At 59.3% G+C, this 12,756-nt stretch carries 11 protein-coding genes; 9 read left to right on the top strand and 2 right to left on the bottom strand.

Translation table 11 applies throughout. The features are described 5' to 3' along the window. The first annotated feature begins 1 nt into the window (after window position 1). The 9 genes from ACYZUD_RS19770 to ACYZUD_RS19730 all read left to right on the top strand — a co-directional run bounded on the left by ACYZUD_RS19770 (window position 2) and on the right by ACYZUD_RS19730 (window position 10,799). The gene (locus ACYZUD_RS19770) at window positions 2-1,621 is read left to right on the top strand and encodes a DUF2300 domain-containing protein (protein ID WP_462019787.1); all 1,620 of its coding nucleotides are present in this window, start codon (window positions 2-4) and stop codon (window positions 1,619-1,621) included. Window positions 1,622-1,624: 3 nt separating this feature from the next. Beyond that, complete coding sequence (locus ACYZUD_RS19765) at window positions 1,625-2,440, top strand: YfaP family protein (protein WP_462019786.1); 816 nt, start codon at window positions 1,625-1,627, stop codon at window positions 2,438-2,440. Window positions 2,441-2,822: 382 nt separating this feature from the next. Continuing rightward, window positions 2,823-3,962 carry a transporter substrate-binding protein gene (locus tag ACYZUD_RS19760; RefSeq protein WP_462019785.1) on the top strand — a complete coding sequence of 380 codons (1,140 nt, stop codon included), beginning with the start codon at window positions 2,823-2,825 and terminating at the stop codon, window positions 3,960-3,962. Beyond that, a complete protein-coding gene (locus ACYZUD_RS19755; RefSeq protein WP_462019784.1) occupies window positions 3,959-4,552 on the top strand; it encodes an ANTAR domain-containing response regulator in 594 nt (197 codons plus the stop codon). The genes ACYZUD_RS19760 and ACYZUD_RS19755 overlap by 4 nt, the downstream gene beginning before the upstream one ends. Further along, entirely contained in the window at window positions 4,549-5,397 is an 849-nt protein-coding gene (locus ACYZUD_RS19750; protein WP_462019783.1) for an ABC transporter permease, read from the top strand. Before ACYZUD_RS19755 ends, ACYZUD_RS19750 begins: the two co-directional genes overlap by 4 nt. Then, window positions 5,398-6,324, top strand: coding sequence for an ABC transporter permease (locus ACYZUD_RS19745; RefSeq protein ID WP_462019782.1), 927 nt, complete (start codon window positions 5,398-5,400; stop codon window positions 6,322-6,324). It abuts the gene before it with no gap. Between the two features lie 30 nt (window positions 6,325-6,354). After that, on the top strand, window positions 6,355-7,974 hold the full coding sequence (locus ACYZUD_RS19740) for an ABC transporter substrate-binding protein (RefSeq protein ID WP_462019781.1): 1,620 nt from the start codon (window positions 6,355-6,357) through the stop codon (window positions 7,972-7,974). Window positions 7,975-8,050: 76 nt separating this feature from the next. Continuing rightward, on the top strand, window positions 8,051-8,998 hold the full coding sequence (locus tag ACYZUD_RS19735) for an acetamidase/formamidase family protein (protein ID WP_462019780.1): 948 nt from the start codon (window positions 8,051-8,053) through the stop codon (window positions 8,996-8,998). Window positions 8,999-9,053: 55 nt separating this feature from the next. Then, complete coding sequence (locus ACYZUD_RS19730; RefSeq protein ID WP_462019779.1) at window positions 9,054-10,799, top strand: ABC transporter ATP-binding protein; 1,746 nt, start codon at window positions 9,054-9,056, stop codon at window positions 10,797-10,799. Window positions 10,800-11,185: 386 nt separating this feature from the next. Here ACYZUD_RS19730 and ACYZUD_RS19725 read toward each other — a convergent pair whose 3' ends face one another. Continuing rightward, window positions 11,186-11,938 (bottom strand): S24 family peptidase, encoded by a 753-nt coding sequence (locus tag ACYZUD_RS19725; protein ID WP_462019778.1) that lies wholly within the window; start codon window positions 11,936-11,938, stop codon window positions 11,186-11,188. A 223-nt stretch (window positions 11,939-12,161) separates the two neighbouring features. Next, on the bottom strand, window positions 12,162-12,689 hold the full coding sequence (gene ppa / locus ACYZUD_RS19720) for an inorganic diphosphatase (protein WP_462019777.1): 528 nt from the start codon (window positions 12,687-12,689) through the stop codon (window positions 12,162-12,164). Window positions 12,690-12,756 lie beyond the last annotated feature (67 nt).

Raw genomic sequence — 12,756 nt, 5'->3', positions numbered from 1 at the left:
TATGACCCGGCCTCTGGTCTGGTGGCTGCTTTGCTTGATTCCCGCGCTGGCGACAGCGCAGGACGAGCCGCTGCGTCTGGGCTTCAAGGGTGAATTGCTTTCCTTGAGTCGGACTCAGGTGATCTCTCGTGAGCCGTTGCCTTCTGAGTTGCAGACACCGTTGGGCAGTGTGTGGAAGTTGTTTGTCTACGGCTGGCTGGTGGATACCGGCGCGCATGAGCCGGCTTATGAATGTCGCGGGCAGTCGAAAGAGGAAGTTTATTGCTGCACCGCGGGCGGCAAGATTGGGCGCGATCAGGCGTTGGTGAAGTCTTGCGGGTTGTATTTCGAGCCTGCGCGATTGGGGATTTCTGGCGATGACTGGCGCCAGTATTGGCAAGCGCGACAGGCGCCGGAGTGGTTGCTGGACTTGCCTTCGTTGCAACCATCCACACGGGTTTCAGTGACTGAGTTGTTGAAGGCGCTGGCCGTGATGCCGGCGCAGGATCAGGCGCGGCGTGTGTTGCTCGACGTGGTGTTGAATGCTGCTGACGGCAATGTCGTGGGCGAACTCGGTGGCCGGTTGCGGGTGAAAACCTGGAGCTGGTTGGGGGATCAGGATCCTGCATCGCGCCAGGGCGGGTTTGCCGGGTGGTTGGCAGATGGCACGCCAATCTGGGCCGGCGGGCGGGGGACCAGTCAGATGGTTCTGCGCAATTACGGCGAGGCGTTGGCGTCTGTGCTGCCGGTTGACTGGCCGACGGAGGCGGGGCGTTGCGTCGAAGTCGGACTGTTTTCCCGTTATCCGATTGAGCGCGTTTTGGCGGGGGATCGTGTTATTTCGTCCGGCCCCATGCAGGGCGATTACCGCGTCGAGTTCACCAACGGCAACCAACTCGATATCCACAGCGACGGCGAGTTGTTTTTACTTAAGGACAAACTCATCGCCCGTCTGGGCCGCGAAGAATACGTCGCCCGTGTCCTGCAGCGCGAAGCCCGGCCCGAACCTTTGGAAGCCGCCAAAGCCCTGGCCATCGCCATCCGCACCTATCTCCTGCAAAACGCCACCCGCAGCGGTGACTGCCTGAGCATCGACGACAGCAGCAGCCGCCAACGCGTTGCGCCACGCCCGGCCACGACCGAATCGCGCAACATCGCCGCCTGGACCAGCGATCTCGTCCTGGCTGGCAGCACCGTTACCTACCACTCCGACCAACCCGGCCCGGACAAACTCTCCTGGCAGCACGCCGTCGAACAAGCCAACGCCGGCCAACGCTACGACGCCATCCTGCTGCACGCCTACCCGCGCGCCAGCCTCAGCCGCTGGGACAACCCCCTCGCCTCCTGCAAAGCTCTGCCCGCCGCCCAGGACTGGCTACAAAGCCAACGCCGCGGCTGGCGCCAACAGCTCGAAAGCGAAGTCGGCTACAACGAAGTCAGCACGTTCGCCGTCTGCCGCCTGGCCTTCGGCCGCCCCTATGTCGACCGCGAACGCCAGCGCATCTACGTGCGTGGCGTGCTGTCGCTGCAAGACCGCCTCGACCTGACCCACGAATACCTGCACCTGGCCTTCGAAGCACACCCCAACGGCCAGGATGAAACCTACATCGAAGGGCTCGCCCGCCACCTCTTGCTGGAATAGGCCATGAAACTCCGTTATCCACAGGTCTTCCTGTTCCTTTGCTCTTTTTGTGTCTTGCCGACGGCGTTTGCCGCGGATAGCGCCGTCAAACTTGATACGCCTGTTGGTGGCTGGCGCACCGGTGCGGCTGAGGGCGAAGGTGAAAGCTTTCGTCAGACGGTCAACTACCCGGCTTCCTCGGTGAACACGCCGGTGGGGCAGGCCAACACCGCGCGCATCACCGGTCAGATCAAAGCCACACCGAAGTCCGGTGAGCCGGGCCGGTTGATCGTCAACGGCGTCAGCATGCCGCTGAAGATTGATCCCTCCGGCCGTTTTGATCGGCCGTTCTCGTTTCCCAATGGCAGCAACAGCGTCGAAGTACGCAGCCCCGACGGCCAACAACGCCATCGCACGCAATTTCTCAACGCCAGCGGCGGTGCTACCCCGGCCAAACTTCGCGTTTTACTGGCCTGGGACAGCGACGGCACGGATCTGGATTTGCACCTGATCACGCCTGATGGCGCGCACATCTGGTACGGCGACCGCGTTGCTCCCAACGGTGCGGCGCTGGATGTTGACGTGACGACGGGGTATGGCCCGGAAATTTTCGCCATGCCGGCGCCGATCAAGGGGCAGTACCTGGTGTATGTGAATTATTTCGGGGGTGGGTATCGCAGTGATGAGGATGGGCAGGAGGAGGCGGTTCAGCCGCTGACGACTGCGCAGGTGTCAGTGATTACGGAGGAAGGGACGCCTAACGAAAAGATGGAGACTTTTCTGGTGCCGATGCGGGCGGTGGGGGAGTTGACGTTGGTTAAGGGGTTTAGTTATCCGTGAGACCAGTGTCCGGGTCCGTGGGGTTGTCTCGTTTTGCCGCATCCGGGTGACGGCGACGATGAGCGCGCGGGAACTAACGTTACACCCGTGCCCGCGAATCACTCGCAGAGCCAGCGCAAATTTGTCACATTGTGTGTGCGCCGTTGCGAAGCGCTCGGCCAGAGATGCGCCCCAACCCGGTGCTGCAGCAGCCTTGGCTCATTACCCAAAGCCCCGGTCTTGGCTGTCAGGCAAAAATGGCACGCTTCTTTCATAGATATAGAAACGAGCAAGCCCGGCCCCGGCCTTTAAGTCTTGTCTACATAACGCGCCCGAGCGCCAGGTAATGAAGCCTGATCGACCAGTCCCCTGGTCGATCAGGTTTTTTTTTGGAGTGAAAAAAATGCGCCGCACGATTGAGGTTGGGCTGTTGCTCTCGACCGACGGGACCTATCAACGCATGGGGCAAAACGCCTTGGCCGGGGCCAGGCACGCACTTGCGGAAATCAATGGCTATGCCCGTTACGATTTTGTCTTGCGGGCCACCCACATCAATCCGCAAGGTTTTTTGCACAAGTACAGCGAAGGTTCGGTTCAGTTGATGCAAGCCGGCATCCGGCACATTTTCGGCACTACAACGTCGGCCAGTCGCAAGGAGATCATTCCGGATCTGGAGCAGAACTCCAGTCTGCTGTGGTACGCCTGTCCGTATGAAGGGTTCGAGAGCAGCGAGAATGTGCTCTATCTGGGTGGCTGCCCGAATCAGACGCTGATCCCCTTGTTACGGTACGCCTTGCAGACGTTTGGCACACACGCCGCGCTGATCGGCTCGAATTACATCTGGGGCTGGGAAAGCAACCGCGTCGCCCGAGAAGTGCTCGAAGTGGCAGGTGGTCATGTGGTGCTGGAAAAGTATGTGCACCTGGGCGCGACCCACTTCAGTGAACTGATCCAGACGCTGCTGACGGAAAGGCCGGCGTTCATTCTCAACAATCTGGTTGGTGAATCCTCTTACGCTTTCTTGCATCAGTTGGACGCGGCGTGTCACGTCGTCGGTCTGGGGCTACCGGTGTTGAGTTGCAATTTGACCGAAGCCGAACTGACTGAAGTCGGCGACATGCGCAGCCTGCGTCTGTTGTCGTGCGGGCCGTTTTTTGAAGATGTCGATCAAGCCTTCAGTCAGCAGCAGCGCCTGCAGCATGGATCGCATCCGTTCTCGCATTACTACACCGGCATGTACGTCGCCATGCATCTGTTCGCCCAGGCGCTGAGCCAGTGTGGCAGCGACGAACCTCATGAAATCTGCAAGTACCTGTACGAACATCCGCAGGATAGCGTGCTCGGCACATTGAACATTTCTGCGCGCAATAACCACAGCAACCAGCCGTGCCATATCGCCGAACTACGCGAGGGGCGCTTCGTTGTCTTGCACAGCGAGGCACGCTCGCTGCCTGCCGATCCTTACCTGACCGCTACCGACCTGAGTGAATTCCAAAGCCTGCGCACACATGCGCCAGCGCCCCGCCTGAGGATCGTCAAATGAGCCTGCTCAAACGCCCGGACTTTGAAAATGGCCGATTGCTGTTGATCGACTGCGAGCCGCGCACCCTGGCCAATCTGCAGAAAAGTCTGCAACGCCTGGGCATCACGCCGCAGGCGTTGTTCGAGGACGCGGATGATTCGCTCGAAGGCTGCTTTGCCGCCATCGTCGAGCTGGAACATTTCGCCAGCCCTGCAACCTTACAGCGACTCAACAACGCCAACATGCCAATCGTGGCGTTGACCCCCCACGAAACCCTGTCGCAAATCCAGCGAGCGATTGAGCTGGGCGCGACCGCGTTGTTGAACAAGCCGATTACTCAAGGTTCGGTCTACACCACATTGATGATGGCAGTCGGTCTGCGTGAGCGACTGGACACCGATGCACGGACCATTGATGCACTGCAGCAACGCCTCGGTGCGCGTCCACAGTTGGCCCAGGCATTGGCGCGGTTGATGGTCGAGCACCATCTGGACGAGCGCGAGGCCTATGAACGCCTGCGCGGTCTGTCGATGCGTCTGAACCGCAGTCTTGATGACTTGTGCGCGGACATGGCTGCGGATCACTTCCAGCAAAGTGGAGGGCGAAAATGAAGCTGTTGCATGCCTTGATTCGCCGCCCGGCGGTGGCGCTTTCGCTGTTGTACATCGTGATAGTCGTGCTGTTGGCTTTGTTTGCGCCGTGGATGAGCCCGCATGACCCGTCCGAGCAGTTTGTCGAAGGCTTGTCGATGGAAGGTGCTCCGCTGCCACCGGACATGCCGTACTGGCTGGGCACCGATCTGCTGGGCCGCGATTTGCTTTCGCGTTTGATCTATGGGGCGCGGACCTCGCTGTTCATCGGGCTGGTCGCCAATGGCCTGGCTGTTCTGATCGGTACGCTGGTCGGCTTGAGCGCAGGCTTTTTGCGCGGTTGGGTCGGCAGCACGCTGATGCGCTTTACCGACTTGATGATGGCGTTCCCGGCATTGCTGTTGGCGATTGCCTTGTCGGCGATTTTCCAGCCCAGTGTGTGGATCGTTGCGTTGGTGATTGCCATGGTCAACTGGGTGCAGATTGCCCGAGTGATCTACTCCGAAACCATCGCCCTGAGTGCCCGTGACTTTGTGGCGGTGGAGCGAACCTTGGGTGCCAGTTCGCTGCGCATTCTGTTTTCGCACCTGCTTCCGCATTTGCTACCGACCATTCTGGTCTGGGCCACGTTGGGTATTTCCACCACGGTGTTGCTCGAAGCGACGCTGTCGTACCTGGGCGTGGGCGTTCAGCCACCGACGCCGAGCTGGGGCAACATCATTTTCGAAAGCCAGACCTACTTCACTTCCGCGCCGTGGCTGGTGTTCTTTCCCGGTATTGCCATCGTCCTGCTGTCGCTGGCCTTCAACCTGGTTGGCGATGCCCTGCGCGATGAACTCGATCCTACCCTGCAAGGGAGACGTTGAATGTTCGCCTTCATCAGTCGTCGCGTCGGCTATTCGCTGCTGATTCTGCTTGGCGTGACCTTCATCACCTATTTGCTGCTGTTCATGCTGCCGGCCGACCCTGCGCGGCAAATCGCCGGTCGCAGCGCCACGCCGGAAGTGGTGGCCGGGATCCGCGCGCAGTTGGGCCTGGATCTGCCGTTCTATCAGCAATACGCCAACTACCTGGGCAACCTGGTGCAGGGGGATCTGGGGCGTTCCTATATCCAGCGTAGCCCGGTGACGGAGCTGATCGGTTCACGCCTGCGACCGTCGCTGGAGCTGATGGCCGCCGGTATCGGTTTCGAGCTGCTGATTGGCATCACCCTGGGGGTGATCGCGGCGCTACGTCGTGACAGTTGGGCCGACAAGGCGCTCATGGCGCTCTCGTTCATTGGCGTGTCGGCCCCGCAGTTCATTGCCGCGATGTCGTTTCTGTACTTCTTCGCCGTGCAGTTGGGCTGGTTTCCGCTGGGGGGGTATGGCGGGTTCGAGCACCTGCTGTTGCCGGCGCTGACCCTGGGGATTCTCGGCAGTGGCTGGTACTCGCGCATGGTGCGCTCTTCGATGATCGACGTGCTGCATCAGGACTTCATCCGCACGGCGCGCGCCAAAGGCTTGAGCCGGATGCGCGTGGTCCTGCGGCATGTACTGCCCAACGCCATCGTGCCGGTGATCCCGATGATCGGCATCGACATCGGCATCTTCATGGGCGGGCTGGTGGTGGTCGAGTCGGTCTTTGGCTGGCCGGGGATCGGGCAACTGACCTGGCAGGCCATCCAGCAAGTGGACATTCCAGTGATCGTCGGGGTGACCACGGTTTCGGCGGTGGCAATCGTTCTGGGAAATCTGGTCGCCGACCTGGTGATCCCGTGGGTCGATCCGCGTATCGACATCAAAAAACACTAAAAACATCAACATAGGTAAGGGGGCTGGAGCATGAATCGCAAAGCACTATCCTTGGCCATCGCGGCCACGTTGTTCGCCGGGAATCTTCTGGCCGATGACATCGATCCAAATGCGAAAGACGGTGGCAACGCAGTCATTACCTATCAAAACGACGTGGCCACACTCGACCCGGCCATCGGGTATGACTGGCAGAACTGGTCGATGATCAAAAGCCTGTTCGATGGCCTGATGGACTACAAGGCCGGCACCACGGAGCTGGTCAAGGACCTGGCGCAGGACTACAGCATTTCCGAGGACGGTACCGTTTACACCTTTACCCTGAAAAAAGGTGTGAAGTTCCAGAACGGACGTGAGCTCAAGGCCAGCGACGTCAAGTATTCCCTGGAGCGCACCGTCAACCCGAAAACCCAAAGCCCGGGCGCGGGCTTCTTCAGCCCGATCGTGGGTTACGAGGACATGTCGACCGGTAAGGCTGAACATCTGTCGGGTATTGAAGTCGTCGACGATTACACCGTCAAAATCACCCTGAAGCAGGCGAGCGCGACCTTTTTGCACATCATGGCGATCAACTTTGCCTCTGTCGTGCCCAAGGAAGAAGTCGAGAAGTGGGGCGCCGACTTCGGCAAACATCCGGTCGGCACCGGTGGCTACAGCCTGGCGGAGTGGAAACTCGGACAGCAGATCGTATTCAAGAAGAACCCGAACTATTTCAAGGCGGGCGTACCGCACCTGGACACCATCACCTTCGAAGTAGGCCAGGACCCGATGGTCGCCCTGCTACGTTTGCAAAAAGGTGAAGTCGATATCGCGGGCGACGGCGTACCGCCGGCCAAGTTCCTGGAATTCAAGAACGATCCGAAGTTCAAGAACCTGGTGGTGACCGGTAACCAGCTGCAAACCGGCTACCTGACCTTGAAAACCACGTTGCCGCCATTCGACAACCTCAAGGTGCGTCAGGCAGTGAACATGGCGATCAGCAAGGATCGCATCGTGCGCATCATCAATGGTCGCGCAGTCCCGGCCAATCAACCGCTGCCGCCGGCCATGCCGGGTTACGACAAGGATTACAAAGGCTACGCCTACGATGTCGAAGCGGCGAAAAAGCTGCTGGCCGACGCCGGTTTTGCCAAGGGCTTCGACACTGAGCTGTATGTGATGAATACCGATCCGCAGCCGCGTATCGCCCAGGCCATCCAGCAAGACCTGGCCAAGATCGGCGTCCGTGTGCAGATCAAATCCCTGGCGCAAGCCAACGTGATCGCAGCCGGCAGCTCCAAGGACCAGGCGCCAATGGTGTGGTCCGGTGGCATGGCCTGGATTGCCGACTTCCCGGATCCTTCGAACTTCTACGGGCCGATTCTGGGCTGTGACGGCGCGGTCGACGGTGGCTGGAATTGGGCGCTGTACTGCAACAAGACCCTGGATGGGCTGGCTTCAAAGGCCGACAGCATGGCCAAACCGGAACAGCAGGCTGAACGCGCCGCCCTGTGGAAGAAGATCTTTATCGACGTGATGGCCGATGCGCCGTGGGTACCGATCTTCAACGAACAGCGGTTCACCGTGCGCTCCTCGCGCATGGGCGGCGCCGACGCACTGTACGTCGATCCGGTCCACGTGCCGGTCAACTACGAGTACATCTACCTCAAATAAAGCGCTGTCGGCTTGTTCGACGACAGCCTGTCGCCACGCCCAAGCGGCGTGGCCTTTTACTCGGAGATTTCTCCTTATGTGCCAGAACTGCCTGGTCAAGACCATTCACAGCGTCAACAGCCACTTCGGCTGGGACAACAGCATCGAACCGACCGCCCGGGTTACGCCGGGCTCAATGCTCGAATTCTGCTGCCTCGATTCGTCCAACGGCTTTTTCACCCCCGCCTCTGTGGTGGGGGATGTGGCGAACGTACCGTTCGACAAGATCAACCCGGTCACCGGGCCGATTTTCATCGAAGGTGCCGAACCGGGCGATGTGCTGAAAATCACCATCGACAGCTTCAAGCCCAGCGGTTTCGGCTGGACCGCCAACATTCCGGGGTTCGGCTTGCTCGCAGACCAGTTCAAGGACCCGGCCTTGACCCTGTGGCATTACGACAAACTCAACTTGACCCCGGCAGCATTCAGCGATTTCGCCAAAGTGCCGCTCAAACCGTTCGCCGGTACGATCGGCCTCGCTCCGGCGCAGGCCGGTTTGCATTCGGTGGTTCCACCGCGCCGGGTCGGCGGCAACCTGGACATCCGTGATTTGTCCGCCGGCACCACGTTGTACTTGCCGGTGGAGGTCAGTGGCGCGTTGTTGTCGATCGGCGATACCCACGCGGCGCAAGGTGATGGCGAGGTGTGTGGCACCGCTATCGAAAGTGCCATGGACGTGGTCGTGCAGCTCGACCTGATCAAAAATACGCCGCTAGCGACCCCCCGTTTCAGCACGCCCGGCCCCGTCACCCGTCACCTCGACAGTGCAGGCTACGAAGCCTTCACCGGCATCGGGCCGGACCTGATGCAAGCCGCCCGTCAGGCCGTCAGCAATACCATCGACTGGCTCTGCCGTGAACACGGTATGCCGGCGGAACAGGCCTACATGCTGTGCTCGGTGTGCGGCGATTTGCGCATCAGCGAAATCGTCGATCTGCCCAACTGGGTGGTGTCGTTCTACTTCCCGAAAATCGTGTTTGCCTGATGTGTTTTCATCGCGAGCTGCGTGACGTAAGCCGCTTCAATCGTGAGGAGCTTTGATGAGTAACAGGACCTCCCAGCCGATTCTGTCGGTGCAGCACTTGTCCATTGACGTCGGTCTGGGGGCAACCGGACTGCGCGTGGTCGATAACCTGAACTTCGACCTGTATCCGGGCCAGACGCTGTGCATCGCCGGAGAGTCCGGCAGCGGCAAATCGCTTTCTTCGCTGGCGATCATGGGGCTGTTGCCCAAGTCCGTTCGGGTGGCGGAGGGTGCAATCACATTCGGCGGACGCGACTTGATCGGCGTGGCCGAGAGCGAGTTGCAGCTGCTGCGCGGCAAGCAGATCGGTATGATTTTTCAGGAGCCGATGACTTCGCTGAACCCACTGATGACCGTCGGCCAGCAGTTGGAAGAAACCTTGCGCCGCCACGAGCCTCTGGGGCGTCAGGCCTTGCGGCTGCGGGCCAGGGAAATGCTCGAATCGGTGCGCATGCCGCAGGTGGAAAAACGCCTGCAGCAATACCCGCATGAACTGTCCGGCGGCATGCGTCAGCGTGTGATGATCGCGATGGCCATGCTGTGCCGGCCTAAAGTCCTGATCGCTGATGAGCCGACCACCGCGCTGGACGTGACCATTCAGGCACAGATTCTGGAACTGATGCGCGAGCTGCAACAGGTGTACGGCACGAGCTTGCTGATGATCACCCATGACATGGGCGTGGTCGCGGAAATGGCCGATAAGGTGGTCGTCATGAACCGTGGTCGCACCGAAGAACAGGCACCGGTGCGCCAATTGTTCGCCCAGCCACAGGCCGATTACACGCGCAAATTGCTGTCGGCCGTGCCGGTCCTGGGCACCGCCGGCAAACCGGATGACATCAGTGAACAACCGGTGATTTTGCAGGTGCGCGATTTGTCCGTGCGTTTTCCTGTTCGAATGGGCTGGTTCGAAGAAGACAGGCAAGTGCACGCAGTGGAAGGGGTCAACTTTGAACTGCGCCAGGGCGAAACCCTGGGACTGGTCGGAGAAAGTGGCTGCGGCAAATCCACCACGGGCAAGGCGCTGATGAACATGCTGGCTTATCAGGGCAGCGTGCAATTGTTCGGCAAAGAGCTCAACGGCCTGCACGGCGCCGACCTGCAAGCTGTGCGGCGCGATATCCAGATGGTGTTCCAGGACCCCTACGCGGCCCTGAACCCACGCAAAAACATCCTCGAACTGGTCGGTGAGCCACTATTGATACACGACCAACTGCCGCTGGTTCACCGACAGGAGCGCGTTGCCGAATTGTTGCACCAGGTCGACATGCCCGCCGATGCGATGTATCGCTACCCCCATCAATTCTCCGGTGGTCAGCGTCAGCGCATCTGCATCGCCCGAGCGCTGGCACTTAACCCGAAAGTCATCATCGCCGACGAATCCGTGTCGGCCCTCGATGTGTCGGTCCAGGCCCAGGTGCTTGAACTGCTCGAACACCTGCGTGAGCAGCATCAACTCAGCTACTTGTTCATCTCCCACGACATGGCCGTGGTCGAGCGCATTTGCCATCGCGTCGCCGTCATGTACGGCGGACAGATCGTCGAAATCGGCCGCCGCGACCACGTCCTGCACAACCCGCAACACCCCTACACCAAGCGTCTGCTAAGCGCCGTGCCGATGCCCGACGTCGATCGCAAACGTGACTTCAAGGCGTTGCTGCAAGAGTTTGAGCAACCGAGCCCGATCAAAGTGAAAGGATTTGAAGCCCCGGTGCAGAGTTTTCGGGACTTGGGGGATGAGCATTGGGTGGCGGTAGGGTAGGGCGAGCGGGGATTTTCGGGCATTAAAAAGCCGGCTTGTGGCCGGCTTCTCGGGGACTGGCTTGGTTCATTTTTGGTAAACCGCGCCAGCCTTCAAAACGTACACCCGGATCTTGCGTCCGGCTGTGGGACTTGGCGAGAAAGTGATCTGCCTTGTCGGTGCGATCAGAGCCACGGAGCGGGTCGATGCGCAAATGTGGGGCGCAGCATACTGATTTTTTTGGGGAATTCCCAGCTTGGTGTGCGTGGTAGAGCTATCAGGTTGCTCGGGACCGGGTAGCCGATCCGGGTTTTGAAGGTGAATGTTCCATCGTTTTCGCGGGCAAGCCCACAGGGATTGCGTGATGCCTATGGTGCAGGCGTGTCCGTGACGAATGTTCTGCGGTATTACAGGAACGGCAACGGCGGCCTGCGTTTGTTCAGGGTCGACCACCAGAACACCCATCCCAGCACCCTGATGTTTTGTTCTTCGATTTGCGGAGGTCTGAGAACCTCATCCGGGTACTCGGCGCTGTTGTGGCTGCGCATACGTATCGCGTTGCCCGGTACCCGGCTCAGGTATTTGATGCGCAACATACCATCGTGCTCGATGGCATAAATCTCTCCATCGACAATTTGCGTGAGCCCCCGATCAATGGCGACGATGGAGCCGTCTTCAATTTTTTCGGCCATGCTGTTGCCGACCATGCGGGCGCAGATGGCATCGGCATGAATGATTTCCAGGGAGTCGAGATCGCTGCGAGGCAGGCGGATCGATTCGCTGGGGTCTTTGACGACATGGGTTTTGTCAGCGCCGGGCGTGATGACCGTTTCTTTGTAAAAGGGCAGTTCTATATCGACTGGCTCGATGACCCGATAGGTGCCCCGGATCGACTGGGCGTCGAAGGTGTTGCCCGATGCGTCGAGCAGACGCAGTTCTTTGGCATCTTTAGGCCCATCGCCGGTTTTCAGCCATTCGCTATTCACGGACAGTCTTCTGGCAACATCTTCCATGCGGTAGTCGGGCACGCCGCGGGTGTACCAGTTATGAACGTTTTGTGGTTTTGAAATGTTCAGGAATTCGGCAAATCCCGTAGTCGTGATTTTTGCCTCTTCGAGGAGCATTTTGAATCGTGCACCGCAGGATTTGTTCTTTTTCATAAACACGAGTCTAACGGCACGGCATAAGGCTTTGGTTCAACGAACCGTTCAAATTTCGGGGGAATTTTAAGTCCTGATGTAAGACGTCTTTGGTAAAAATTAAACAAGAAAACACCGTTGTGACCAGCCAATAAACCTTTCGTTTAATCCGCCTTTCAAGCGGGCACAAAAAACCCCGGATCAACCGGGGTTCTTCGTTATAGCCGTTCGTGAGAAGCGGCGATTAGCCTTTATAGGCGGCAACCGACTTCAGAATTTCGGCGCGGGCCGCTTCTGCGTCGCCCCAACCTTCGATCTTCACCCATTTGCCTTTTTCGAGGTCTTTGTAGTTCTCGAAGAAGTGCTTGATCTGTTCCAGCAGCAGAGGAGGCAGATCGGTGTATTCCTTCACGTCGACGTACAGCTGGGACAGCTTGTCGTGTGGGACTGCGATGACTTTGGCATCGCCACCGCCGTCGTCGGTCATGTGCAGGATGCCGACCGGACGAGCGCGGATCACGGAACCTGGGGCAACCGGGTAAGGGGTCACGACCAGTACGTCGAGGGGGTCACCGTCGTCGGCCAGGGTGTTCGGGATGAAACCGTAGTTGGCCGGGTAGAACATCGGGGTGGCCATGAAACGGTCAACGAACAGGCAATCGCTGTCTTTGTCGATTTCGTATTTGATCGGCGCGTGGTTGGCCGGAATCTCGATCGCGACGTAGATGTCGTTCGGCAGGTCTTTGCCAGCCGGAATCTTGCTGTAGCTCATTGGGCGGTGCCCCCGTTAGTTGACCAAAAACACTTGGCCGGATTGACCAAAAAGTGGCGGCGATTAT

This window comes from Pseudomonas sp. XS1P51, from assembly GCF_054897845.1.
Note: the sequence above shows the minus strand (reverse complement) of the source record. Positions and strands in the feature narration are given on the sequence as shown.